The sequence below is a fragment of the Streptomyces sp. SS7 genome (assembly GCF_037993025.1).
Lineage (GTDB): Bacteria > Actinomycetota > Actinomycetes > Streptomycetales > Streptomycetaceae > Streptomyces.
Window position 1 is genome coordinate 620,830 of sequence record NZ_CP141223.1, and the last position, 24,978, is coordinate 645,807.

The window sequence follows — 24,978 nt, forward strand, 5'->3', positions numbered from 1 at the left end:
GCGTGTCGTGCTCTCGCGCCTATCCGATCTTCGAGGCCACCCACGCGGCCAGTTCACCGCGCGCGGCGGCCAGCAGGGTCGCGGACGGCGCGGTCGCGCCGTTCGTCACCAGTGCGTAGTGCAGGACACCGGAGTCGGCGGCGCTGAGCAGCAGTCGTCGGCTGCCCGTCCCACCGGGTTCCACGGCGGCACCGATCCTCGTCGAGCCCGTCGAGGAGGAGTAAGCCGGAGGGCCGTACACCGTGCCCAGATCGGAGACGACCGTGGTGGACGCGGTCGGGAAGGAGGCGGGCAGATGCAGTTCGGTCGGCGCGGTGCCGCCGTTGGACCGCCACACCAGCACGCCGTACTGGCCGGAACCGACCAGCGAGGCCACGTTCGGCAGGCTGCTGGGAACCGGGTTCCAGGTGAGCGTGGTGGAGCCGTCCCGGGAGCGGTCCTCGTAGGTGAAGGCGACGGTGGAGCCCGAGGTGGCGCTCGGGTACACCCGGTCGAGGAGGCGGGCGTCCTGACGGAGCGTCGCGACACCGCTGTCGTCCAGGCGTACGGCCGAGAGGTCCTCGTCGTTCCAGGCGTCGCCGGAGGTCATCACCTTGTCGGCGTTGCCGTTCATCAGCTCGCGGTGCCGCCCGTTGTAGATGTCCCACTGCCACTGCGAACCGGACAGGACCGGTCCCGAAGCGGCCGGGGTCGTCCACCAGTTGGCGCCCTTCACCCGTGAGTCGAGGGCCTGGTACATCGCCTTCAGGACGGTGGGCGCCTTGCCGGCGGTGCTGCCGTTGAGGGGGTGGCCGAACTCGCTGACCATCGCCGTCGTCCCGAGGGCCGAGGCGCGGTCGCGGACCGTGCCGAAGTCGCCGACGTACTGGCCGTCCGAGGCGTTGCCCCACATCAGGATCCCGGAGATCGCCTTCTGGTCGTAGAAGTGGGTGTTGAAGACGTACCGGGAGCCGATCGCGCCGGCGTCGAGGAGGCCGCCCTCCTCCTTGCTGACGTTGCCGTTCCAGAAGAGGTTCGGCTCGACGAGGGCGGGCTTGTCGGTCCAGCCGGCCGCGTCCATCCGGGCCCGGAACTTCACGTAGAAGGGCCACAGCAGGTCGCGTTCCCAGGTGCGGCTGGCCTGGCCGGAGTCATAGGTGCCGGCGTAGGGCTCGTTGTAGGGGTCGAAGCCCAGGACGCCGGTGAACTCCTCGGTCGTGAGGTTCGCCTTGATGTAGGCCATGGTCTTCTGGGCGGTGGCCAGGAAGTAGTCCTGGAGGCCGTAGGCGTTGTGCCAGAAGTCGTACTGGGCCTTCTTCACCGCGTTGTTCTGGGTGATGTTCTGGCCCCACACGAAGCAGATCCCGCAGGACTCGGTGGGGTAGCCGCCGAGCGCGACCGCCCAGGCGGGGGCGCCGTCGCCGGTGTACCAGCTGCCCGAGTTGAACAGATGGCGGGAGTACAGGTCCTGGTGGAAGTCGGGGTACACCCGGATGCCCGTGTCGAGGAAGGCCTGCATCTGGGCGGTGGCGGAGGCCAGATAGGCGGTGTCGACCTGGCCCTTCACCGGTTCGGCGTAGGCCCAGGAGAGCAGGAAGCGCACGGCGTTGCCGCCGCCGAGGGCGCGCAGGGCCGTCGCCGACTTCCTGGCGTCGGCGACCGAGGCGAAGGGCAGGCCCTTGTTCTCGGCGAGTTTCGTCTCACCGGAGACGTTGTAGCCACGCAGTACCACCTCACGGCCGTTCGCGTCGACGAAGCGGCCGTTCGACACGGTGAGCGCCGTGCCGTCGAACGGGAGGGAGTCGGGGACGGTGGCCGCGGCGGCGGGCGTGCCCGCCGCCGTCAGGAAACCGCAGAGTCCGCAGAGGACAACCAGAACAGCGAGCAGACGTGCCCGGACATTCGGCATGTCCACTACAGTCGGGCGCTTTCCGGACACCGTCAATACATCTGACTCACGAGTAAGGTTGAACATTGTTCACCTCTGGCGCCTCTCGCGCACCGCCGAGGGGCGGCGGGCGGGGCGGCAACGGATTAACGTGCAGACGTGCGCGAGATTCTCCCGGTGCTGAGCGGGTGGTACGGCGCCGGTGCGCCGTTCGGGCTCGCGACCGTGGTCGCGGTCAGCCGCAGCGCGCCGCGGTCACCGGGAGCGGCGATGGCGGTGGGGCCGGACGACGAGGTCGTGGGCAGTGTGTCCGGGGGCTGTGTGGAGGGCGCGGTGTTCGAGCTCGCCCAGGAGGTACTGGCGAGCGGACGGGCCCGCCGGGAGACGTTCGGCTACAGCGACGCCGACGCGTTCGCGGTGGGACTGACCTGCGGCGGGGAGCTCACCGTGCTGGTACGGCCGGTCACCCCCGCGCGGGATCCCGCCTTCGGCCTGCTCGCCGCCTCGGTCGCCGCCGGCGAACCGGTGACCCTGGCAACCGTCACCGACGGTCCTGCCGCGCTCGGCGCCGCTCTCGCGGTCCGGCCGGACCGTGCCGCGGGCTCGCTGGGCACCGAGGGCCTGGACGCGGCGGTCACCGCCGACGCGCGCGGGGAGCTCGCCCTCGGCGCCACCGGAGTGCGGCACTACGGACCGCGCGGGCAGCGGCGCGAGGACGCGGTCACCGTGTTCCTGCACTCCTTCGCCCCACCGCCGCGCATGCTGGTGTTCGGGGCGATCGACTACGCGGCGGCCGTGGCCCGCATCGGCGACTTCCTCGGCTACCGGGTCACGGTGTGCGACGCGCGCCCGGTGTTCGCCAGACCGAGCCGCTTCCCCGAGGGTGTCGAGGTGGTCGTGGACTGGCCGCACCGGTATCTGCGCGGCACCCGGACGGACGAGCGCACGGTGATCTGCGTCCTCACCCACGACCCGAATTTCGACGTGCCGCTCCTCGAGGAGGCGCTGCGCCGGCCGGCCGCGTACATCGGGGCGATGGGCAGCCGGCGCACCCACGAGGACCGGCGCCGGCGTCTGGTCGAGGCGGGCCTGGGCGAGCCCGAGCTGACCCGGCTGCGTTCCCCGGTCGGGCTCGACCTCGGTGCGCGTACGCCCGAGGAGGTGGCGGTGTCGGTGGCCGCCGAGATCGTCGCCGTGCGCTGGGGCGGCACGGGCGCTCCGCTGTCGGGGACGGCGGGAGCGATCCACGGCCGCCCGCCGGAAAGCCCCACCCCCTAGTGCCGTGACCGGAAAGGTTTGCCGGGAAGCTCGCGGCGTCCGGTGCGGTGCATCGCAAGGCGGAGCGTCGCCCGCGTACTGGATGTACTCGGGTGATGCGTCAACGCGGCGAGGTGCCGTGCCGGGCGTCGCGAGCCGGTGAACCTTTCCGGTCACGGCACTAGCCCCGACGCGGCAGCCGGTGCAGGACGACGTCCGTGAGGCGGCCTTGGGCCGCCGTGGCCGTGAGATAGGTGCAGTGCGGCTGACGGCGGCGGTCGGTGGGGGAACCCGGGTTGAGCAGGCGCAGTCCGCCGGGGGCGGTGCTGTCCCAGGGGATGTGGCTGTGGCCGAAGACCAGGACGTCGAGCTCGGGGAAACGGGCGGCGCAGCGGGCCTCGCGGCCCTGGGCCGGTCCCGTCTCGTGGATCACGCCGAGGCGCAGCCCGTCCAGTTCGGCACGGGCCACCTCGGGCAGCCGGGCCCGCAGGTCGGGGCCGTCGTTGTTGCCGTACACCGCGATCAGCCGACGGCTGAGGCTCTCCAGCAGGTCGAGGGTGGCCACGTCGACCCAGTCCCCGGCGTGCACGACGACGTCGGCCTCGGGAAGCGCGGCGAGCAGCGGGGCGGGCAGTTCCCTGGCGCGCCTCGGCAGGTGGGTGTCGGACGTGAGCAGAAGTCGCACAGGCCCAGGCTACGCGCGGCCGGCCGGCGCCTCCCCCGACCGGACCCAAGGCCGGAATCCGGCTGCGCGGCCCCTCGACCCCGCCGTCTGCGGGCGACGCCGGGCAACGGCTCATGAACGCTGGGGAACTGGACAGGTGACCGCGGGGCCGCGGAGTTAGCATCGGGCCAACGCGCACCCGTCCTGCGGCACAGATCCGAACAGATCCAAAGGGGGCCAGGAGCCCGATGCCGGTCAAGGTCAGCGTCATCGTCCCCGTCTACAACCCCGGTCCCTACATCGAGGACTGTGTCGCGTCGCTGCTCAGGCAGTCGCTGCCGCCCGACGCCTACGAAGTGATCTTCGTGGACGACGGCTCCACCGACGCCACCCCCGCCCGTCTCGACGCGCTCGCCGCCGAGGATCCCCGGGTGCGGGTCATCCACCAGGAGAACTCCGGCTGGTCGGGCAAGCCCCGCAACGTCGGCATCGACGCCGCCCGCGGTGAGTACGTCATGTTCGTCGACAACGACGACCACCTCGGCGACGAGGCCCTGGAGCGGATGTACGCGTACGGGGTGGCCCACGACGCCGACGTCGTCGTGGGGAAGATGGTCGGCCGGGGCCGCGGGGTGCCGGTGGAGCTGTTCCGGGTGAACCGGCCGAAGGCGAACGTCGAGAACGCGCCGCTGATCGACAGTCTCACCCCGCACAAGATGGTCCGCCGCGCGTTCCTGGAGCGCACCGGGCTGCGCTTCCCCGAGGGGCGGCGGCGCCTGGAGGACCACGTCTTCGTCACCGAGGCCTATCTGCGCGCGGACAACGTCGCGGTCCTCGCCGACTACGTCTGCTACTACCACGTGCGGCGTGACGACGACGCGAACGCGGGCTTCCAGCGCTTCGACCCGGCCGGGTACTTCAAGAACCTCCGCGAGGCCCTGGACGTCGTCGAGAAGTACACCGAGCCGGGCCCGCTGCGCGACCGGCTCTTCCGGCGCTGGCTGCGCGTGGAGATGGTGGAACGGCTGCGCGGCCGCCGGTTCCTGAACCTGCCCGAGGACTACCGCAAGGAGCTGTTCCAGGAGATCCACGCGGTGGTCGTCGAGCGGTTCGGACCGGGGGTGGCGGAACCGCTGCAGCCCACCCAGCGCGTGGTCGCCGCACTCGTGACGGACGGGCGTTACGACGACGTCGTCGCGTTCGCCGAGTGGGAGTCCGGGGTCGCGCTCACCGTGGACCCGGAGGACGTCCGCTGGCAGGACGGGGTGCTGCGGATCGGGTTCGCGGCGGAGCTGACGCACGACGGCGGGCCGATGACGTTCCCGGCCGCCGGGGGGACCCCGCAGTGGCCGCCGAGGGACGTCGCCGAGGCGGTGCGGTGGCTGGGCGAGGACACGGTCGGCCGCTTCGGCAGGGCCAGGCCGGACCTGCTGCTGCGCGACCGGGCCAGCGCCGCGCAGTACTTCCATCCGGTCGAGGTGGTCCGGGAGACGGTCCCGGCCGGCGACGGCAGCAGGGTGCGGCTGGTGCTGCGGGGCACGGCGACCGTCGACCCCGCGGACCGGACCGCGCTGCCGGGCGACGGACTGTGGGACGCGTACGTACGGGTCGGGCTCGGCGGCTGGACCAAGGAGCTGCGGCTGGGGCCGGCGCCGCGTCACGACCGCCCGGAGCCGCCGGCCGCCGTCGTCGCGGGCCGGGTGGTGCTGCCGTACTGGACCGACCGGCACACCAGTCTCGCGCTGGACGTCGGCCGCGCGGGCCGCCGGCTGGGCCTCGGCCGGCTGGGGCCCGCGGACGTCACGGTCGCCGGGGAGCGGATCGCGGCGGACCTGGGGCTGCACGTGCCCGTGCGCACCGGGGTGCTGCTGCGGCTGAGCGGGCCGGGGTCCCACGACGTGCCCGCGGTGCTGCTGCCGGGCGGGCGGCTGGAGGCCTCGCTGCCCGTCGCCGACCTCGCGGGCCGCACCTGGCGCACGGCGCTCTGTCTCACGCCGGACGGGTCCGAGGTGCGGTTCCACCCACTGGCGGTGGCACTGCGGGTGGGGGCGGACGGGGTGCGGGCCGTTTCGGCGCCGCGTCCCGGAGGGGTGCGGAAGTGGGGGCGGCGGGTGCGGCGTCTGTGGCGGCGGGTGCTCGGTGCTGTCGTGCGGGGCGGGGGCGGGGGCGGGCGTTGAGAGCCTGTGTCACCACAGGCTCTGAAGTGTCGTACGGGTGTGCGTCGTGGCTGGTCGCGCAGGTCCCCGCGCCCCCCCCCACAGGACGGTGGTCAGTTGGCGACCGAGACCTGGTTCAGGGCGGTGCGCAGGGCGTCCCAGCCTCGGCGGCGGGACAGGCCCCGGTTGCGGGCGCGGGTCAGGGGGCGCCAGAAGCCTGCCTCCAGCAGGGTCCTCGGCGGGACCGCGCGGACCCGGTCGAGGACGGTCTCGGGGACCTTCTGCGGGTCGGGCACGTCGAACTCGGCGAGGATCTCGTCGTAGCGCCGGCTCAGCACCCGGCTGTGCGGGTCGGCGCCGAAGACGAGGAGCTGGCCGGTGGGCTGGGTGTCGACGAGGACGGTGACGAGGTCGGGGCGGTGCCGGGCGAGGATCTCGGTGAGCTTGTAGACGTCGCCCGTCCAGGCAGTGGTGTGGCGGTCGCGGGCCGCCTCGTCGGCGCTGCGCGGCAGCATGTCGTCGAAGACGATCACGCTGGCCCAGTCGGAGTGCCGCTCGACGTTGATGAAGTCGCGCAGCGCGTACTCGAACAGGTGCATGCCGTCGATGAAGGAGAGGTCGAGGACGGGGCGCCGCCAGTGGCCGAGGGCCGGACGGCCGCGGCGCAGGTTGCGCCAGGGGTGCCGGCCGCCCCTGAGGTGCTGGAGCGGGTTGTCGCGGGCGAAGAAGTCGTCGCTGGTGGCCTTCACCAGATGGACGTCGCAGCGGATCTCGGAGGTCACCTTGAAGGCGGGGTCGACGGCGATGCTCGGCACCCGGGACAGCCTGAGGCTGCGGCCGTCGTTGACGCCGATCTCCAGGTAGGTGCGGGCGGCGGTGACCTTGTGCAGTTCCCGGAGGAACTCATGGCGTTTCACGAACGGACTCCTTGGGTCTCCTTGCGGATGAGCGGCAAAGCCGTGTGCAGAGCGGTGCGCCAGTCCCGCAGGGGGCGCAGGCCGGTCTCCCTCCAGCGGGCGTGGCCGAGCACGCTGTAGGCGGGGCGGGGGGCGGGCCGGGGGAAGGCGTCGCTGGTGGTGGGGCGGACCCGGTCGGGGTCGGCGCCGATGAGCCGGAGGATCTCGCGGGTCAGCTCGTACCAGCTGGCCTCGCCGGTGGCGGTGGCGTGCAGGATCCCGGTGGCCGTGCGGCCGGTGCGCGGTCCCAGGTCGGCGATGCGGGCGGCGACGTCGGCGCTCCAGGTGGGCTGGCCCCGCTGGTCGTCGACGACGTCGAAGGTGTCGCGGCGGGCCTGGAGAGCGAGCATCGTCCGGACGAAGCTGGGGCCGTGGACGCCGTAGAGCCAGGCGGTGCGCAGGACGACGCAGGCGTCCGGCAGTTCACCGAGGACGGCGCGTTCCCCGGCGAGTTTGGTGCGCCCGTAGGCGGTGCGCGGGGCCGGGGGGTGGTCCTCCGGGTAGGGGACGGTGGCGTCGCCCGCGAAGACGTAGTCGGTGGAGACGTGGATCAGCCGGGCGCCGTGCGCGGCGCAGGCCCGCGCCAGCAGCCGGGGACCGTCGCCGTTGATCCGCAGCGCGCGGGCCTCGTCGGTCTCGGCGTCGTCGACGGCGGTGTACGCGGCGCAGTTGACGACGAGGTCGGGCCGGTGCGCGGCGACGGCCCGGTCCACCTGGTCCGGGCGGGTGATGTCCAGGGCCGTGTGATCGAGGCCGGTCACGTCCTCGCCGCGCCGCGCCAGTTCCGTGACGGTGTCGCGGCCGAGCAGGCCGGCGGCGCCGGTGACGAGCCATCTCATACGGTCCGCACTCCCCGTTTCAGCGGCTCCCACCAGTCGCGGTGGTCCCGGTACCAGGCGACCGTGTCGGCGAGGCCGGCCGTGAAGTCGTGCCGGGGCCGGTAGCCGAGTTCGGTGCGGGCCTTGGTCCAGTCGACGCTGTAGCGCAGGTCGTGGCCCTTGCGGTCGGGCACGTGGTCGACGCGGTCCCAGTCGGCGTCGCAGGCCTCCAGCAGCAGCCCGGTCAGCTCCCGGTTGCTGAGTTCGGTGCCGCCGCCGAGGTTGTAGACCTCGCCGGGGCGGCCCTGGGTGCGCACGAGGTCGACGCCCCGGCAGTGGTCCTCGACGTGCAGCCAGTCGCGGACGTTGCGTCCGTCGCCGTACAGGGGGACCCGCTCGCCGTCGAGGAGGCGGGTGACGAACAGCGGGACGACCTTCTCGGGGAACTGGTGGGGGCCGTAGTTGTTGGAGCAGCGGGTGACCCGTACGTCCAGGCCGTGGGTGCGGTGGTAGGCGAGCGCGATCAGGTCGGAGGACGCCTTGGACGCGGAGTACGGGGAGGTGGGGCCGAGCGGGTGGCCCTCGCGCCAGGAGCCGGTCTCGATGGAGCCGTAGACCTCGTCGGTGGAGACGTGCACGAACGGCCCGACCTCGTGCCGCAGGGCCGCGTCGAGCAGGGTCTGGGTGCCGAGCACATTGGTGCGTACGAAGGTCCCGGCGCCGTCGATGGAGCGGTCGACGTGGGACTCGGCGGCGAAGTGCACGATCTGGTCGGCGCCGGCGGCGAGCTTGTCGACGAGGTCGGCGTCGCAGATGTCGCCCTGCACGAATTCCAGCCGGGGGTGGCCGGCCGGCAGGTTGGTGAGGGTGCCCGCGTAGGTCAGCTTGTCCAGGACGGTGATGTCGAGCGCGGTGTCGCGGGCGAGGAGGCCGCGGACGTACGTGGAGCCGATGAAGCCGGCGGCTCCGGTGACGAGGAGGTTCATGTGTGGATCTGTACCTTGCTGTGGTCGCCGAGGACGAGACGGTGGGCGCTCGGCACGCCGGGCGCCGGGGTGACTTCCACATGTCGGCCGATCAGGGAGTTCTCGATGCGGCCCACGCCGTCGATGGAGGAGTCGCGCAGCACGATGGAGAACTCCAGCTCGCTGTCGGTGATGCGGCAGTTCTCCGCGACGGAGGTGAAGGGGCCGACGTAGGAGTCGCGGACCTCGGTGCCCGCGCCGATGACGACGGGACCGACGACGCGTGAGTTGACGATCCGGGCGCCCGCCTCGACGACCACCCGGCCCACGGTCTCCGAGGTCTCGTCGACCTCGCCGTCGATGCGGGTCTCCAGTCCCTCCAGGACGGTCCGGTTGACCTCGAGCATGTCGACGACGTTCCCGGTGTCCTTCCAGTAGCCCTTGATGATCGTGGAGCGGACGTCGGCGCCGTCGTCGATCAGCCGCTGGACGGCGTGGGTGATCTCCAGCTCGCCGCGCCGGGAGGGCCGGATCGTGCGCACGGCGGCATGGATCGCGGGGGTGAACAGGTAGACGCCGACCAGGGCGAGGTCGCTCTTGGGCCGGTCGGGTTTCTCCTCCAGGCCGACGACCTGTCCGGCCGCGTCGAGTTCGGCGACGCCGAAGGCGCGCGGGTCGGGGACCCGGGTGAGGAGGATCTGGGCGGCCGGCCGGGTCCTGCGGAACTCGTCGACGAGGTCGGTGATGCCGCCGACGATGAAGTTGTCGCCCAGGTACATCACGAAGTCGTCGTCGCCGAGGTAGTCACGGGCCACCATGACCGCGTGCGCGAGACCGAGGGGCCGCTCCTGCGGGATGTAGGTGACGGCGAGGCCGAACCGGGAGCCGTCGCCGACGGCCGCGCGGATCTCGTCGGCCGTGTCGCCGACGATCACCCCGACCTCGGTGACGCCCGCCGCGGCGATGGCCTCCAGGCCGTAGAAGAGCACCGCCTTGTTGGCCACGGGGACGAGCTGTTTGGCCGAGGTGTGGGTGATCGGCCGGAGTCGGGTACCGGCACCGCCGGACAGCACGAGAGCCTTCATCGCCTCACCTCGGCTCCCGGAGGCCGGGAATGCCTGGATCGTGGTGGTTGTCTGTCTTTCAGTCCTCACCCCTGACGATGTTCCATTCCGGGCCGGAGCGCATCCCGGGCGGGGTGCCGGGGCCGACGCGGGCGGGCAGGCAGGTGCGCAGGGCCCACAGGTCGCGGCGGAGTCGGCGGGCCCGGGCCCAGCCGGTCTCCGCCCGGCGTACGGCGGGCTTCTCCTCGATGTGCGAGGTCACGGGTTCTCATCACCTTTCGGGTGACCCACGGAGCGTTCCCGTGGCGCCACGCAAGGGCGAGTACCCGGGGCGGGCCCGCGGACACGTCAGCCGTCGACGGGGACCTCGGCCCACACCTGTTTGCCGCCGCTGACCGGGAGGGTGCCCCAGGCCTCGGAGACGGCCTCCACGAGGAGGATGCCGCGGCCGCCGGTGGCCTCCCAGCCGAGGTTGGGTTTGACGGGGGTCCGGGGCGAGGTGTCGGTGAGGGCCACCCGCAGCCGGTTGCCGGCCAGGGTGAGGTCGAGGCGGACCCGGCCGTCGGTGTGCACCAGGGCGTTGGTGACGAGTTCGGAGACCACGAGGAGGGCCGTGTCCACGGCGTCGCCGGACAGGCCCCAGGCGCGCAGCGTGCGCCGGGTGAAGCGGCGGGCCTGGCGGGCCGCGTCGGGCAGCCGCCACACGGTCCAGCCCTCGCGCAGCGGTTTGACGGCCATGCCGTCGTAGCGCATCAGCAGCAGGGCCACGTCGTCGGCGCGGGGGGCGCCGGTGAGCAACGCGTCGGCGACCAGGCCCAGGTCGGCGGGGTCGGAACCGGACAGGCCCCGGGCGAGCCGGTCCAGGCCGGTGTCGATGTCGAGCTGGGCGGACTCCACCAGGCCGTCGGTGGTCAGGGCGATGACCGTGCCGGGCAGCAGTCGGAGCGGGGTCATGGGGAACTCCGTCCGGTCGAGCACGCCGAGCGGCGGGCCGCCCTCGCCCTCGACGCGTTCGGTTGCGCCGTCCGGGTGGCGCAGCACCGGTGGCGGGTGTCCGGCGCGTACGCACCAGCCGGTGCCGGACTCCATGTCGAGGTCGACGTAGGCGCAGGTGGCGAACAGGTCGGTCTCGAGCTCGGTCAGCAGCCGGTTGGAGTGGGCGACGACCACGTCCGGCGGGTGGCCCTCGGCGGCGTAGGCGCGCAGCGCGGTGCGCATCTGGCCCATGAGGGTGGCGGCGGCGGCGCTGTGGCCCTGGACGTCGCCGATGACGAGGGCCACGTGGTGGTCGGGCAGCGGGATCACGTCGTACCAGTCGCCGCCGACCTCCAGCCCGGCGGTGGCGGGCAGGTAGCGGGCGACGGCGACCCCGCCGGGGGAGCGCGGGCAGCCGGCGCGGGAGGAGCTGGCGCTGGAGCATGCCCACGAGTTCGTGCTCGGCGTCGAAGGCGTGGGCGCGCAGCAGGGCCTGTCCGGCGAGCCCGGCGGAGGCGGTGAGCAGGGCGCGTTCGTCGGGGCCGAAGTCGTGCGGGGTGTCCCAGCCGATGAGGCAGGCGCCCGCCATCCGGCCGGCGGCGGGCAGCGGCAGGACGGCGAGGCCGCCGGGGCCGACCTCGGCGAGGGCGGGTTCGAGGACGTCGCTGCCGGCCGGCCAGATCCGGGCGCGGCCCTCGCGCAGCGCGGCGGCGAGGGTGGGCATGGCGCGTACCGGGGCGTCGGGCCATTCGCCGCGCCATTCCGAGCGCCACAGCTCGGGCCAGGCCTCGGGGTCGGGCGGGTCGAGGACGATGACGACGAGCCGCTCGTTCTCCAGCTCGGCGAGGGCGATCCGGTCGGCGCGCAGCGGCTCGCGCAGGGCGGTGACGACGGCCTGGCTGACGTCCCGGACGGTGCCGGCGGTGGCGAGGGCCGCGGCCAGGCGCTGCACCCGGGCCACGTCGGTGACCTCGGCGCGCAGGCTGGAGGCGTCGGCGACGGTGCCGACGAGCCGGGGCGGCCGGTCCTCCCCGCCGGGCAGCAGCCGGCCGCGCAGCCGCAGCCAGCGGGGCGGGCCGTCGGGCCGGAGCACCCGGAACTCCAGTTCGCGTTCGCCGATCGACATGTGGTCGGCCTCGACGAAGGACATCAGCGAGGGGAGGTCCTCGGGGACGGTCCGGGCGAGGAGGGTCTCCACCCGGCCGTCGAAGTCCTCCCGGTCCATGCCGAACAGGTCCAGGAGCGCGTCGCCGACCTCGACGCGGCCGGTGTCCATGGCGAGGCCGAAGGTGTCCGCGCCCGGTTCGTCCTCCGTGCCGGGGGCGCCGGGCGCGGGTGCGGCGAGGGCCTCCGCGACGAGCGCCAGGCAGGCTCGGTCGTCGCCGTCGAAGCCGACGGGGCGTTCGCTGACGGCGAGCAGCAGCCGTCCGCCGGCGCCGGGCACCGGCAGGGCGGCCAGCCGGACGTCGGGGGTGCCCTCGGCGAGGTGTTCCGGGCCGAGCCACACGGGCCGGCCGACGCGGTGCGCTTCGGCGACCGCGGAGCGTCCGTCGGCGGGGTAGCTCTCGCGCAGTCCGTACAGGGCTCCGGGCACGCCCGCGGACTCGGTCAGCAGGAGCGCTCCGGTGTCCTCGCCGGGTGTGTACAGCGCCGCGAGGGACGCTCCCGTGAAGACGAGCGCCTGTTCCAGGACACGCCGCACCCGGTCCGGGCCGGCCGGGTCGGCCGTGATCGTCTTCAGGGCGAGGTCGGCACGCAAGGGCCCCGCTCCGCGCCCCGCAGCACCCTCAGTGACCACGTCCGCCATTACAGCGCGTATGAGACCCGCGCGCAGCCCCTCCTCACGGCGGGGCCGTCCGCGCCGCCGTGAGGGCGTTCGCCGTGCGCCCCGGCCCGGTAGGGGGCAGATTTGGAGCCGGAACCCGGGGTGGTCGCTGGGCCGAGGAGGTGGGCGCCGTGTCCGACGGGAACCAGGCCGGGCGGACGGCGGCCTCCGTGCGGGCGCCGGTCGGCCGACCGCTGCTGTCCCTGGCGCTGACCTCGATGATGGACGCAGTCGGCGCGCACTCGGGTGCGGTGTACCTGCGGCCGGGCGAGGAGCCGGTGCTCCAGATGGCGGTGACGGCGGGGCTGCCCCGTTCCTTCGCGGCGCCCTGGGAGCGGGTCGGACTGAACGCGCCGATCCCGGTGGCGGAGGCGGTCCGGGAGCGGCGGCTGGTGTGGGTGGGCGGGGAGGAGGACATGGCCCGCCGGTATCCGCGGATCGCGGTCGTCCTGCCGTATCCCTTCGCGCTGGCGGCGCTGCCGGTGGCGACGGAGTCGCGGGTGTACGGGGCGGTGTACGTGACCTGGCCCGGTTCGCATCCGGCGGAGCTGTCCGAGCGGGAGCGCGAGGAGCTGATGGCGGGGTGCGAACGGCTGGCGGTGCGGCTGGAGCGGACGGCGGCGGAGGACCGGACGCTGGGGGTCGAGTCCGATCTGATGGACGCCTGGTCGATCGGCGGGACCGCGGACACCCTCGGCACGGTGGAAGCGGCGCGGATGGTGGCCCGGCTGCCGTACGGGCTGTGCTCGCTGGATCTGAGCGGCCGGGTGGGCTTCGCCAACACGGCGGCGGCGGATCTGCTCGGGGTGCCGGTGCGCGGGCTGCTGGGGGTGCAGCTGTGGGCCGCGGTGCCCTGGCTCAACGACCCCTCGTACGAGGAGCGTTACCGGGCGGCGCTGATCGGGCAGGCCCCCGTGTCGTTCGTGGCGCTGCGGCCGCCCAAGGAGTGGCTGTCGTTCCGGCTGTACCCGAGCACCACGGGGATCAGTGTCCGGATCACCCGGGCGCGGAACGTGTCGGAGCCGAAGCCCTCGCCGGCCCGGCCGGGGGACGCGCCGACCCGGCTGGTGTCGATGTCGCAGGCGCTGAGTCTGGCGGGGGCGCTCACCGAGACGGTGACCGTGCAGGACGTGGTGGGGCTGATCGCGGACGAGATCGCGCCGACCGTGGGCAGCCAGGCGCTGGCACTGCTCGGGGCGCGGGCGGGACGGCTGCGGGTGCTGGGCCACCACGGCTATCCCGACCCGCACACGGTGGAGCGGTACGAGGGGATGCCGCTGTCGGCGGCGTCGCCGGGCGCGCACGCGGTCGCGCACGGCGTTCCGTCGTTCTTCTCGTCCCGGCGGCAGCTGGAGCAGCTCTATCCGGCCAAGCGATCCTCCCCGGACGGTTTCGCGGCCTGGGCCTATCTGCCGCTGATCGCCTCGGGCCGTCCGGTGGGCGCGTGTGTGCTGGCGTACGGGCGGCCGCGTGAGTTCTCCACGCACGAGCGGGCGGTGCTGACCAGTCTGGCGGGGCTGATCGCGCAGGCCCTGGACCGGGCGCTGCTGTACGACGTCAAGCACCAGCTCGCGCACGGTCTCCAGGCTGCCCTGCTCCCCCACACGCTGCCGCGGCTGCCGGGGGTGCGGGCGGCCGCCCGCTATCTGCCGGCCACCCGGGGCATGGAGATCGGCGGCGACTTCTACGACCTGGTGCCGTCCCGGCCGCTGGCGGCGGCGGTGATCGGGGATGTGCAGGGGCACAACGTGACGGCGGCGGGGCTGATGGGGCAGCTCCGTACGGCCGTACGGGCGTACACGACCGTCGGGCAGGAGCCCGCGGAGGTGATGCGCAGCACCAACCGGCTGCTGATCGACCTGGGGTCGGATCTCTTCGCCAGCTGTCTGTACCTGCGGCTGGACCCGGCGCGCGGGCGGGCGGTGATGGCGCGGGCCGGGCATCCGCCGCCGCTGTTGCGCCGGGCGGACGGACAGGTGCGGGTGCTGGACCTCGCGGGCGGTCCGCTGCTGGGCATCGACGGGTCGGCGGCGTATCCGACGACGGAGGTGGAGCTGACCTCCGGCTGTGTGCTCGCCCTGTACACGGACGGGCTGATCGAGTCGCCGGGGGTGGACATCGAGGACGCGGTCGCCGAGCTGGGGCGGCGGCTGGGCGAGGGGGGCGACCGTCCGCTGGAGGAGCTGGCCGACGATCTCGTGGGGCCGTACGCGGCGGCCGAGGAACGGCTCGACGACGTGGCGCTGTTGTTGCTGCGGGCGACCTGAGCACGGGAACGGTCCGGCCCCCGCCGGAGGGCCGGACCGTTCACGCGGTGCCGGGGATCGGCTGGTGCCGATGCGGTGTCAGTTGGACGCGCTCACGCCCGAGCCGCCCTCGAGACCGTTGTCGTCCTGCTGGCCGACGCCGTTGCCGTTCTGGTCCTGGGCGCCGTTCTGGTCCTGCGCCCCGTTGCCGGCGTCCTGACCGTTGCCGTTGACGGCCTCGCCGGTCCGGTCGTCGATGCCGTCGCCGTTCTCGTCGACCGCGCCGGCGCCCTGGCCGTTGCCGGCGTCCTGACCGTTGCCGTTGACGGCCTCGCCGGTCCGGTCGTCGATGCCGTCGCCGTTCTCGTCGACGGCACCGGCGCCCTGGCCGTTGTCGCCGACGCCGTCGCCGGCGCCCACGCCACCGCCGTCGCCGAGGGTCGCTCCGGTCGCCTGGAGGGCGGTGGTCACCGGCTGGAAGAAGGTCTCGCCGCCGACGGTGCAGTCACCGCTGCCGCCGGAGGTCAGGCCGACCGCGAGGCCGTCCTGGGTGAACAGGGAGCCGCCGCTGTCGCCGGGCTCGGCGCAGACGTCGGTCTGGATGAGACCGGTGACGGTGCCCTCGGGGTAGTTGACCGTGGCGTCGAGGGCGAGCACGGTGCCGTCGTTGAGGCCGGTGGTGCTGCCCATCCGGAAGACCTTGGTGCCCACGACCGCGTCGGCGGCCTGCGAGATGGCGACGGTCTGCTGGCCGGTATTGACCTCGCTCGGCGCCTGGGTGTTCGGGTCGTCGTACTTCACGAGTGCGAAGTCACCGTCGCCGGGGAAGGTCGCCTGGTCGACGGTGGCGATCGGCTGGCCGTTCTCGGAGTCGGACCACTGCTCGGCGGCGACGCCGCAGTGACCGGCCGTCAGGAAGGCGGGCGAGCCGTCCTGGGCGGTGACGTTGAAGCCGAGGGAGCAGCGCGCCCCGCCGCCGAAGATGGCGTCGCCGCCGGAGACCTTCGTGGAGAAGGTGCCGGTGGACTTCTTGACCGTCGCCATGCCCGAGCCGAGGCTCTGGACGGTGGACTCCAGCCGGTCCCACTTGGCGCCGGTGACGGTGGAGTCGGCGGTGACCAGGATCTGGTTCGTCCGCGGGTCGACGGCCCACGCGGTGCCCGTGATGGTCGCCTTGGTCTTCAGGGTCTTCGCGGCCGCCTCGAGCTCGGCCGCGCTGTTCTGGACCTCGCGCACCTTGGCGCCGGCCTTCTCGGCCTGGACGAGGACGTTGTTCTTGTCGCCGGAGACGTTGACGACGTTGACGACCAGCTGCTGCTGTCCGGAGTCGTAGTAGGAGCCGGCGAAGGCGTCCCCGAGCAGCTGCTGAAGCTGTGCGGCGAGGTCCGAGGCGTCGCCCGCCTTCAGGGTCTTCACGGAGGCGGCGTCGTTCGTGCCGTCCTGGGAGGCGTTGGCCTGGGGAAGCAGGATGGCCGCCGCTCCGAGCGCCGCGACACCACCGACCGCGATGATGACCTTACGCTTCGTAACTCGCTTGTGACTCAAAAAACTCGACCTCCTGGGGGGCGGGGTCTGGCTGCCGGTCGTCGGCAGCTCCGTACAGCGGCGCCTGGTTGGCCTTGAGTACGCGGGGGGCGCGGGATGCGTTCAATCGCGTTTGCCAACTTCCTTTGCGCAATGCGGAATCGGCCATGACCGCGCCCTGACCGGGGCATGGGGAGGCACCCCCCCATACCCCGACGTCCGCCGCTGAAGCGGACGGGATCCTTCCAGGACACGGGCGTCGACATCCCGCCAGGCGCACAGTCGTCCCACAGCACCCTGCCGGATCGGATGTCTCGATCACGGCAGTCCGGACACCCAGGGGGACGCACCCTCGGTGAGCGGACGGTCACGGGGTGCGCTCGTCGGAGAATCTGCACATCGATTGCCCAAGGGGGGCACCGGAGGCGGGGATTCTGCACATCTCGCGGGTGCCGCTCACGCCATTGGGGCAGGAGTGTCGGATTCGCCGCGCCGGCCCCGGCCGCTCATCCGAGCGCATGCGGCCGAAGTCGTGAAGGAGTCGGCGACAAGTCGTGCGCGCGCCTGCACGGTTCGCCCCCGCCGTGCGGCAAGTTCGCAGGTGAGGCCGGGGATTGAGTGGAACCGCGGCCCGCGGACCTGCTTTCATCCATCGCACCGCAGGGCTCGGACGCCTCCCGGAAACGGGGGTCCGGCCCTCACGGTCGCGGCCGTCGTCTGTCCCCAGAGGGGGCCGCTCCCCCCTTGTGAGATATCCATATGAAGGGAAGTTCCACCATGAACTCCACCCCCCAGGTTGAGACCGTCGAGATCTCCGACGCGGACCTCGACAACGTCTCCGGCGGTCTGTCCGTGAACGCCCTGGGCACCGTCACCGGCCTGGTGGACGGCGTCGCCCCGGTCACCGGCCTGGTCGACACGGCCGTCGGCACCGTCGAGGGTGTCACCGGCCTGAGCACCGCCCCGGTCACCAACCTGGTCGCCGGTCTCTGATCGCACCCGTGTGACCTTCCGAGTCCCGGAGCCCTCACCCGGCTCCGGGGCTCGTCGGCGTCCCGACCCCGGAAGAAGCGCCCGTGCAGTTCCGCCAGCAGGCCCTCACCAAGCTCCAGTCACCGGAGGAACTCGACCTCCCGGTGCGTTTCGCGCGCCCGCAGGGCCGGCTGGTGCTGGCCGTGACCCTCGCCGTCATGGCGGCCGCCTCCGGGTGGGCGGTGACCGGCTCGGTCGCCTCCACGGTGAGCGCGCCCGCCGTGCTGACCCACGGCGAGGGCAGTTACCTCCTGCAGAGCCCGGCGGCCGGCCAGGTCACCGCCGTCCTCGCGAAGGAGGGTGAGCGGCTGCCCGCCGACTCCCCCGTGCTGAAGGTCCGTACGGCCGACGGCGAGGCCGTGGTCCGCACGGTCGCCGCGGGCCGGATCACCGCCCTCGCGGCCACCCTCGGGCAGATCATCGCCACCGGCGCGGACGTCGCCGCCGTGGAGAAGGTCGCCGGCGCCGACGACCCGCTGTACGCCACCGTGTACGTGCCGGCCGGGAACGCCGCGTCGATCCCCGAGCACGCGGCCGTCGACCTGACCGTGCAGACCGTCCCCGCCCAGGAGTACGGCGTGCTGCGCGGCCATGTGCAGTCCGTCGACCGCACGGCCCAGTCGGCGCAGCAGATCTCCGCGTTCCTCGGCGACAGCCGCCTGGGCGAGCGGTTCACCGAGGACGGGCGTCCGGTGGCGGTACGCGTGCGGCTGGACACGTCGGCCTCCACGAAGAGCGGTTACCGGTGGTCGTCCGCCGACGGACCGCCCTACCGGCTCAGTTCACCGACCATGGCCACGGGTGCGATCCGGCTGGCCGACCGGCGTCCCGTCGATTGGCTGCTTCCGTGACCACCGCCGAGCAGAACCGCAGCCGCAGGCGGGCGGCACCGCCCCGGCGCACGGTCCCACGGGCCGGGGCGAAGACCGTCCGCACCCCCACCGTCCTGCAGATGGAGGCCGTGGAGTGCGGCGCCGCCTCCCTCGCGATGGTCCTCGGTCACTACGGCCGGCACGTCCCGCTGGAGGAGCTGCGGATCGCGTGCGGGGTCTCGCGCGACGGCTCGCGGGCGTCCAACCTGCTGCGGGCGGCGCGCGGTTACGGCCTGACCGCCAAGGGCATGCAGATGGATCTGGCGGCCCTCGCCGGGGTGGCGGCGCCCGCGATCCTCTTCTGGGAGTTCAACCACTACGTCGTCTACGACGGCATGGGCCGGCGCCTCGGCCGCCGCGGGGTGTTCGTCAACGACCCCGGCAAGGGGCGGCGGTTCGTGCCGACGGAGGACTTCGACGGCAGCTTCACCGGGGTCGTCCTGGTCCTGGAGCCGGGCGAGGGGTTCGAGCGGGGCGGGCGCCGGCCGGGCGTGCTGGGCGCCCTGCCCGCGCGGCTGCGCGGCACGGCGGGCACCCTGCCCACCGCCGTGCTGGCGAGTCTGCTGCTGGTGCTGGTCGGTGCCGCCGTCCCGGCGCTGAGCCGGACCTACATCGACCTGTTCCTGATCGGCGGTCAGACCTCCTTGCTGGGGGTGCTGTTCGCCGCCATGGGTGCCTGCGTCCTGCTGACCGTCGCGCTGACCTGGCTCCAGCAGGCCAATCTCCACCACGGGCGCCTCATCTCCTCCACCCTCTCCAGCGCCCGCTTCCTGCGCCATCTGCTGCGGTTGCCGGTGACCTTCTTCGCCCAGCGCAGCCCGGCCGACCTGGTGCAGCGGCTGCAGTCGAACGACGCCGTCGCCGAGACCCTGGCGCGTGACCTCGCCTCGGCGGGCGTGGACGCGATCGTCGTCGTGCTGTACGCCGTCCTCCTCTACACCTACGACCCGCAGCTGACGGTCGTCGGCATCGGGGTGGCGCTGCTGAACATCGTGGCCATGCGGGTCGTCGTCCGGCTGCGCGCGACGCGTACGGCGAAACTGCGGGCGGACACCGCCCGGCTCACCAACACCGCGTACACCGGGCTCCAGTTGATCGAGACGATGAAGGCGACCGGCGGGGAGGACGGCTACTTCCGCAAGTGGGCCGGGCAGCACGCCACCACGCTGGAGGAGCAGCAGCGGCTCGGTGTGCCGAGCGCCTGGCTGGGCGTGGTCGCGCCGACGCTCGCCACCCTCAACAGCGCGCTCATCCTGTGGATCGGCGGGATGCGGGCCATCGAGGGCCATCTCTCCGTGGGGCTGCTGGTCGCCTTCCAGGCGCTGGTCGCCCGCTTCACGGCCCCGCTGACCCGGCTGAACGGTGTGGCGGGCCGCATCCAGGACTTCGCGGCCGACGTGGCCCGGCTCAAGGACGTGGAGAGCTTCCGCGCCGACCCGCTCTACGACCGCCGCGCCGGCGCCGACTCCACGCGCCGGCTCCGGGGACACGTCGAGCTGCAGGACATCGCCTTCGGCTACAGCCCGTTGGACAAGCCGCTGCTGTCGGGCTTCGACCTCACCGTCGGCCCCGGGCAGCAGGTGGCGCTGGTCGGCGGCTCGGGCAGCGGGAAGTCGACGGTCTCGCGGCTGCTGTCGGGTCTGTACACGCCGTGGGAGGGCGTGATCCGGATCGACGGGCAGCGGCTGGAGGACATCCCGCGCGGGGCGCTCGCCTCCTCCGTCTCCTTCGTCGACCAGGAGGTGTTCCTCTTCGAGGGGACGGTCCGCGACAACGTGGCGCTGTGGGACCCCTCGATCCCGGACGAGGCGGTGATCGAGGCGCTGCGGGACGCGGCGCTGTACGACGTGGTCATGCGCCGGCCCGGTGGCATCGACGGCCGGGTCGAGCAGGACGGCCGCAACTTCTCCGGCGGCCAGCGGCAACGCCTGGAGATCGCGCGGGCGTTGGTGCGCCGGCCCAGCGTCCTGGTCCTGGACGAGGTGACCAGCGCGCTGGACGCGGAGACCGAGCTGGTGGTGATGGACAACCTGCGCCGGCGCGGCTGCGCCTGTGTGGTGATCGCCCACCGGCTGAGCACGGTCCGCGACAGCGACGAGATCGTGGTGCTGGAGCACGGGAGGGTCGTGGAGCGGGGACGGCACGAGGAACTCGTCGCGCGCGGCGGCGCGTACGCGGCGCTGGTCAGGGAGCGGTGACGGCCATGCCCGACGGTGATCTCGTCCTGGGCGCGCTGGGCGGGACGGGGACGCGGGTCGACTGCGCCGGTTTCGGCCGCCTGGACCTCGAAGGCCCCCAGGTGCTGTGGCTCGTGGTCTCCGGCGCGCTGGACCTGTTCGCGGTGGACGCCGGACAGCAGGGCCACTGGCACCACCTGGGACGGCTGGAGGCGGGCGCGCTGCTGCTCGGTCCGGTCTCCGGACCCCAGCACACGCTCGTGGCCCGGCCGTCGCGGGACTGCGTGGTGCACCGCATCGGCCTGCGTGAGCTGTACCAGCCGGCCGGCACCCGGACCTGGTCCTACGACGAGTACGGCGACCCCCGGTACGTGCCGCCGACGTCGAGCCCGCTGGAGTACGCGCTCGCCCTGGGCGTCGGCCGCGGCCTGTCCGTGCTCTTCCAGGCGCCGACGGCGACGGAGGGGCCCGCCGAGGTGACCGACGACGACGTGTTCTGGATGCAGGTCCCGCCGGGCAGCGTGCAGTACGGGTCGCTGTACGGCGCGGAGGCGGCCGCCGATCTGCTGATGGACCCGGCGGTGTGGCAGGGCATGGTCGACCAGCAGTACCGCCTGCTGACCACGCTGGACCGCTGGATCGAGCAGCTGGAGCGCACCCACGAGTTGCGGGCCGCCGCCGGCATCAGGGCGGGCGAGGCGGTCCGCGACCGGGCCGACCGCACGCTGCTCGCCTCGATCGGCGCGCGGACGGCCCGGCGCACCACGTCCGCCGACGCGGACGCCACCTTCGGCGCGTGCAGGCTCGTCGCCGAGGCGGCCGGGATCACGCTCGCGCAACCCGCGCGGACGGGGGCCGGGGACGAGCGCCTCGACCCGGTCGAGCAGGTGGCCCTGGCCGCCCGGGTGCGCACCCGGGCGGTCCGGCTCGACGGGCGCTGGTGGCGGGACGACCTCGGCCCGCTGGTCGGCCGGCGGAGGCTGTCCGGGGCGCCGGTGGCGCTGCTGTGGCGGCGCGGCGGTTACGTCGCCGTACACCCGTCGACGGGGCGGGAGACCCCTGTCGAGCGGGCGAACGCCGAGGAGTTCGAGCCGCGGGCCGTGATGTTCTACCGGCCGCTGCCGGACCGCGGGCCGTCTCCGCTGGGCCTGCTGCGGTTCAGCATGCGGGGCACCGGGGGCGATCTGGCGCACCTGCTGCTGAGCGGGCTGGTGACCGTGGCGATCGGGGCGCTGGTGCCGATAGCGACGGGCAAGGTGCTCGGCGAGTACGTGCCGAAGGCGCAGTCGGGGCCGATCGCGCAGATGTGTCTGGCCGTGATGGCCGGCGGTGTGGTCGCGGCGGCGTTCACGCTGCTGCAGAACCTCACCGTGCTGCGGCTGGAGGGCCGGATCGAGTCGACGCTCCAGCCGGCCGTGTGGGACCGGCTGCTGAGACTGCCGACCCGGTTCTTCGCCGAGCGGTCCACGGGTGAACTGGCCAGTGCCGCCATGGGGATCAGCGCGATCCGCAGGCTGCTGGCCGGACTCGGTCCCTCGGTCGCGCAGTCGCTCGCCGTCGGCGCGATGAACCTGGGCCTGCTGCTCTGGTACAGCGTGCCGATGGCGCTGGCGGCGATCGGGATGCTCGTCGTCGTCGCCGGGGTGTTCCTGGGGCTCGGGCTGTGGCAGGTGCGCTGGCAGCGGCGGCTGCTGGTGCTCTCCAACAAGCTGAACAACCAGGCGTTCCAGACCCTGCGCGGCCTGCCGAAGCTGCGGGTGGCGGCCGCCGAGAACTACGCGTACGGGGCGTGGGCGGAGCGGTTCGCGCGCAGCCGTGAGCTCCAGCAGCGCCTCGGCCGGATCAAGAACCTCTCCACGGTGCTGGGCGCGGTGTACCTGCCGCTGTGCTCGCTGCTGATGTTCATGCTGCTGGCCGGTCCGGCGCGGGGCGCGCTGTCGGCGGCGGACTTCCTCACCTTCACCACGTCGATGACGATGCTGCTCACCTCGGTGACCTCGCTGACCGGTGCGTTCGTCTCGGCGGTGGCGGCGCTGCCGTTGTTCGAGGAGATCCGCCCGGTGCTGGAGGCGACGCCGGAGGTCCGTACGGGGAGCACCCTTCCTGGCCCGCTGTCCGGCGCCCTGGAGGCCCGCCGGCTCTCCTTCCGCTACTCCGACGACGCTCCGCTCGTCCTCGACGACGTCTCCTTCGAGGTCCGGCCGGGCGAGTTCGTGGCGGTCGTGGGGCCGAGCGGCTGCGGCAAGTCGACCCTGCTGCGCCTGCTCATCGGCTTCGACAGACCGCTCTCGGGTCAGGTGCTCTACGACGGCCAGGACCTCGCCGCGCTGGACCGGTCCGCCGTGCGCCGGCAGTGCGGAGTCGTGCTCCAGCACGCCCAGCCGTTCACCGGGTCGGTCCTGGACGTCATCTGCGGGACCGGGGCCTACACGCCGGAGGAGGCGATGGCGGCCGCCGAGCTGGCGGGGCTCGCGGAGGACATCCGGCGGATGCCGATGGGGCTGCACACCATCGTCTCCGGCAGCGGCTCGGTCTCCGGCGGCCAGCGCCAGCGGCTGATGATCGCCCAGGCGCTGATCCGCCGGCCGCGCGTGCTCTTCCTCGACGAGGCGACCAGCGCCCTGGACAACGACACCCAGCGCACGGTCATCGAGAGCACCCGCAAGCTGAACGCCACCCGGGTCGTCATCGCCCACCGGCTGTCGACGGTGCTGGACGCCGACCGGGTCGTGGTGATGGAGAACGGGCGGATCACCCAGCAGGGCCCACCCGCGGAACTCCTCGCGGACACGAGCGGCCGTCTGCACGAACTGGTGCGCCGTCAGCTGACGTAGGGGCGGCGGGCCGGTCCCGCCCCCCGACGAAACCCCTCTAACGAAACTTTGCCGTTTCGCTCGAAGTGGTCTAGCCTCGATGTGTACGAAACAGTTTCGTTTACTTTCTCTTTGCCCATCCGCCTGCTCCACCGCACCGACCTCCCTGGAGTGGTTCCCCATGCCCTCGAAGACCTTGACGGACGGCGCCCGCACGGGCACCGAGCCGGCGCCGTCCGCCTCCGCCAGGAAATGGTGGATCCTCGCGGTCGTCGCCCTGGCCCAGCTGATGGTGGTGCTGGACGCCACCATCGTGAACATCGCCCTGCCCTCGGCCCAGGCCGACCTCGGCTTCTCCGACGGCAACCGGCAGTGGATCGTCACCGCCTACGCGCTGGCCTTCGCCTCACTGCTGCTGCTCGGCGGCCGCATAGCCGACCTCTTCGGCCGCAAGACCGCCTTCCTCATCGGCGTGGTCGGCTTCGCCGCGGTCTCCGCGCTCGGCGGCGCGGCCGCGAACTTCGAGATGCTGGTCACCGCCCGTGCCCTGCAGGGTGCGTTCGGCGCGCTGCTCGCCCCGGCCGCGCTCTCCCTGCTCAACACGACGTTCACCGACGCCAAGGAGCGCGCCAAGGCGTTCAGCGTCTACGGCGCCATCGCCGGCGCGGGCGGCGCGGTGGGCCTGCTGCTCGGCGGCATCCTGACCGACGCGCTGGACTGGCGCTGGACCCTCTACGTCAACGTGGCCATCGCCGTCCTCGCCTTCGCGGGCGGCTGGATCCTGCTGACCAACCACCGCGACGCGGGCAACTCCAAACTCGATGTCCCCGGCACCGTCCTGGTCGCCGCCGGACTGTTCTCCCTGGTCTACGGCTTCTCCAACGCCGAGACGCACGACTGGGGCTCCCCCCGGACCTGGGGCTTCCTGATCGCGGGCGGGGTGCTGCTGGTGGCCTTCGCCTGGTGGCAGACCCGCGCCGCGCATCCGCTGCTGCCGCTGCGCATCCTGCTCGACCGCAACCGGGCCGCCTCCTTCTTCGCCGTGCTGATCTCCGGCGCCGGCATGTTCGGTGTGTTCCTCTTCCTCACCTACTACCTCCAGCTCAACCTGGGCTTCAGCCCGACGAAGACCGGTGTGGCGTTCCTGCCGATGGTCGGCGCGCTGATGGTGGCGGCCCAGCTGGGCACCACCGTCCTGGTGCCCCGGATGGGACCGAAGGCGGTCATCCCGCTGGGCTTCGCGATCGCCGCCGCCGGCATGGCCTGGCTGACCGGGATCGGCGTCGGCTCGCACTACACGAGCGCGGTGCTGCCGCAGCTGGTCGTCACCGGCATCGGACTCGGCCTGGTCATGCCGCCCGCCATGCAGATGGCCACCGGCGGGGTCGCGGCCGAGGACGCCGGAGTGGCGTCCGCGACGGTCAACGCCATGCAGCAGGTCGGCGGCTCCATCGGTACGGCGCTGCTCAACACCCTCGCCGCGAGCGCCGCGACCGACTACCTGGCCGGCCGGGACGCCACCAGCAAGCTGGTCCAGGCGCAGGCCACGATCGAGAGCTACACCACCGCCTTCTGGTGGTCGGCGGGCATGTTCGCGGCGGGCGCGGTGATCGCGTTCGCGCTCTTCCGCCGCGGGGTGCCGGAGCAGGACCCGGACGCCGCACCGGTGGTCCACATGTAGTTCCGCCGGCCCGCACCCCGGCCCACCGGGGAACGGCGAGCGCCGCAGAGCGAGGAGCCACCGTCCGCTGCGGGACGGTGGCTCCT

16 protein-coding genes and 1 pseudogene are annotated in these 24,978 nt (G+C 73.1%); 8 read left to right on the forward strand and 9 right to left on the reverse strand.

Annotated elements, in window-relative coordinates:
• Positions 1-19: 19 nt before the first annotated feature.
• Positions 20-1,888 carry a cellulase family glycosylhydrolase gene (locus tag U5640_RS02825; protein WP_340374210.1) on the reverse strand — a complete coding sequence of 623 codons (1,869 nt, stop codon included), beginning with the start codon at positions 1,886-1,888 and terminating at the stop codon, positions 20-22.
• Positions 1,889-2,026: 138 nt separating this feature from the next.
• Between U5640_RS02825 and U5640_RS02830 the strand changes: the two genes are divergently transcribed.
• Complete coding sequence (locus U5640_RS02830; protein WP_340374211.1) at positions 2,027-3,145, forward strand: XdhC family protein; 1,119 nt, start codon at positions 2,027-2,029, stop codon at positions 3,143-3,145.
• Between the two features lie 160 nt (positions 3,146-3,305).
• On the opposite strand, the gene U5640_RS02835 is transcribed toward U5640_RS02830, so the two are convergent.
• The gene (locus U5640_RS02835) at positions 3,306-3,809 is read right to left on the reverse strand and encodes a metallophosphoesterase (RefSeq protein WP_340374212.1); all 504 of its coding nucleotides are present in this window, start codon (positions 3,807-3,809) and stop codon (positions 3,306-3,308) included.
• A 227-nt stretch (positions 3,810-4,036) separates the two neighbouring features.
• Between U5640_RS02835 and U5640_RS02840 the strand changes: the two genes are divergently transcribed.
• Positions 4,037-5,965, forward strand: coding sequence for a glycosyltransferase family 2 protein (locus tag U5640_RS02840; protein WP_340374213.1), 1,929 nt, complete (start codon positions 4,037-4,039; stop codon positions 5,963-5,965).
• Between the two features lie 92 nt (positions 5,966-6,057).
• On the opposite strand, the gene U5640_RS02845 is transcribed toward U5640_RS02840, so the two are convergent.
• From U5640_RS02845 to U5640_RS02870, 6 genes and pseudogenes are all read right to left on the reverse strand, one after another.
• Entirely contained in the window at positions 6,058-6,861 is an 804-nt protein-coding gene (locus tag U5640_RS02845; RefSeq protein ID WP_340374214.1) for a class I SAM-dependent methyltransferase, read from the reverse strand.
• The gene (gene rfbD / locus U5640_RS02850) at positions 6,858-7,739 is read right to left on the reverse strand and encodes a dTDP-4-dehydrorhamnose reductase (RefSeq protein WP_340374215.1); all 882 of its coding nucleotides are present in this window, start codon (positions 7,737-7,739) and stop codon (positions 6,858-6,860) included. The genes U5640_RS02845 and rfbD overlap by 4 nt, the downstream gene beginning before the upstream one ends.
• Positions 7,736-8,704 carry a dTDP-glucose 4,6-dehydratase gene (rfbB, locus tag U5640_RS02855; RefSeq protein WP_340374216.1) on the reverse strand — a complete coding sequence of 323 codons (969 nt, stop codon included), beginning with the start codon at positions 8,702-8,704 and terminating at the stop codon, positions 7,736-7,738. Before rfbB ends, rfbD begins: the two co-directional genes overlap by 4 nt.
• Positions 8,701-9,768, reverse strand: a complete 1,068-nt coding sequence (locus U5640_RS02860) for a glucose-1-phosphate thymidylyltransferase (protein WP_340374217.1) — start codon at positions 9,766-9,768, stop codon at positions 8,701-8,703. Before U5640_RS02860 ends, rfbB begins: the two co-directional genes overlap by 4 nt.
• 58 nt (positions 9,769-9,826) lie before the next feature.
• Complete coding sequence (locus tag U5640_RS02865) at positions 9,827-10,009, reverse strand: hypothetical protein (RefSeq protein ID WP_340374218.1); 183 nt, start codon at positions 10,007-10,009, stop codon at positions 9,827-9,829.
• Between the two features lie 86 nt (positions 10,010-10,095).
• Positions 10,096-12,529 (reverse strand): annotated as a pseudogene (locus U5640_RS02870) (SpoIIE family protein phosphatase).
• A 140-nt stretch (positions 12,530-12,669) separates the two neighbouring features.
• Between U5640_RS02870 and U5640_RS02875 the strand changes: the two are divergent.
• The gene (locus tag U5640_RS02875; protein ID WP_340374219.1) at positions 12,670-14,814 is read left to right on the forward strand and encodes a SpoIIE family protein phosphatase; all 2,145 of its coding nucleotides are present in this window, start codon (positions 12,670-12,672) and stop codon (positions 14,812-14,814) included.
• Positions 14,815-14,892: 78 nt separating this feature from the next.
• On the opposite strand, the gene U5640_RS02880 is transcribed toward U5640_RS02875, so the two are convergent.
• The gene (locus U5640_RS02880) at positions 14,893-16,338 is read right to left on the reverse strand and encodes a S1 family peptidase (protein ID WP_340374220.1); all 1,446 of its coding nucleotides are present in this window, start codon (positions 16,336-16,338) and stop codon (positions 14,893-14,895) included.
• Between the two features lie 756 nt (positions 16,339-17,094).
• On the opposite strand from U5640_RS02880, the gene U5640_RS02885 reads away from it, so the two are divergent.
• The 5 genes from U5640_RS02885 to U5640_RS02905 all read left to right on the forward strand — a co-directional run bounded on the left by U5640_RS02885 (position 17,095) and on the right by U5640_RS02905 (position 24,892).
• Positions 17,095-17,310, forward strand: a complete 216-nt coding sequence (locus tag U5640_RS02885; protein ID WP_340374221.1) for a type A2 lantipeptide — start codon at positions 17,095-17,097, stop codon at positions 17,308-17,310.
• A gap of 83 nt (positions 17,311-17,393) precedes the next feature.
• On the forward strand, positions 17,394-18,200 hold the full coding sequence (locus U5640_RS02890; RefSeq protein ID WP_340374222.1) for an HlyD family efflux transporter periplasmic adaptor subunit: 807 nt from the start codon (positions 17,394-17,396) through the stop codon (positions 18,198-18,200).
• Positions 18,197-20,419, forward strand: coding sequence for an NHLP family bacteriocin export ABC transporter peptidase/permease/ATPase subunit (locus tag U5640_RS02895; protein ID WP_340374223.1), 2,223 nt, complete (start codon positions 18,197-18,199; stop codon positions 20,417-20,419). Before U5640_RS02890 ends, U5640_RS02895 begins: the two co-directional genes overlap by 4 nt.
• On the forward strand, positions 20,416-23,232 hold the full coding sequence (locus tag U5640_RS02900; RefSeq protein ID WP_340374224.1) for an NHLP bacteriocin export ABC transporter permease/ATPase subunit: 2,817 nt from the start codon (positions 20,416-20,418) through the stop codon (positions 23,230-23,232). The genes U5640_RS02895 and U5640_RS02900 overlap by 4 nt, the downstream gene beginning before the upstream one ends.
• Positions 23,233-23,392: 160 nt before the next feature.
• Entirely contained in the window at positions 23,393-24,892 is a 1,500-nt protein-coding gene (locus tag U5640_RS02905; RefSeq protein ID WP_340374225.1) for an MFS transporter, read from the forward strand.
• The last annotated feature ends 86 nt before the right edge of the window (positions 24,893-24,978 follow it).

What these genes read in the sequence shown, in the direction of transcription:
- U5640_RS02825 (WP_340374210.1), bottom strand. Translation starts at nt 1,888, where the DNA reads ATGCCGAATGTCCGGGCACGTCTGCTCGCTGTTCTGGTTGTCCTCTGC.
- U5640_RS02905 (WP_340374225.1), top strand. Translation starts at nt 23,393, where the DNA reads ATGCCCTCGAAGACCTTGACGGACGGCGCCCGCACGGGCACCGAGCCG.
- rfbD (WP_340374215.1), bottom strand. Translation starts at nt 7,739, where the DNA reads ATGAGATGGCTCGTCACCGGCGCCGCCGGCCTGCTCGGCCGCGACACC.
- U5640_RS02885 (WP_340374221.1), top strand. Translation starts at nt 17,095, where the DNA reads ATGAACTCCACCCCCCAGGTTGAGACCGTCGAGATCTCCGACGCGGAC.
- rfbB (WP_340374216.1), bottom strand. Translation starts at nt 8,704, where the DNA reads ATGAACCTCCTCGTCACCGGAGCCGCCGGCTTCATCGGCTCCACGTAC.
- U5640_RS02860 (WP_340374217.1), bottom strand. Translation starts at nt 9,768, where the DNA reads ATGAAGGCTCTCGTGCTGTCCGGCGGTGCCGGTACCCGACTCCGGCCG.
- U5640_RS02840 (WP_340374213.1), top strand. Translation starts at nt 4,037, where the DNA reads ATGCCGGTCAAGGTCAGCGTCATCGTCCCCGTCTACAACCCCGGTCCC.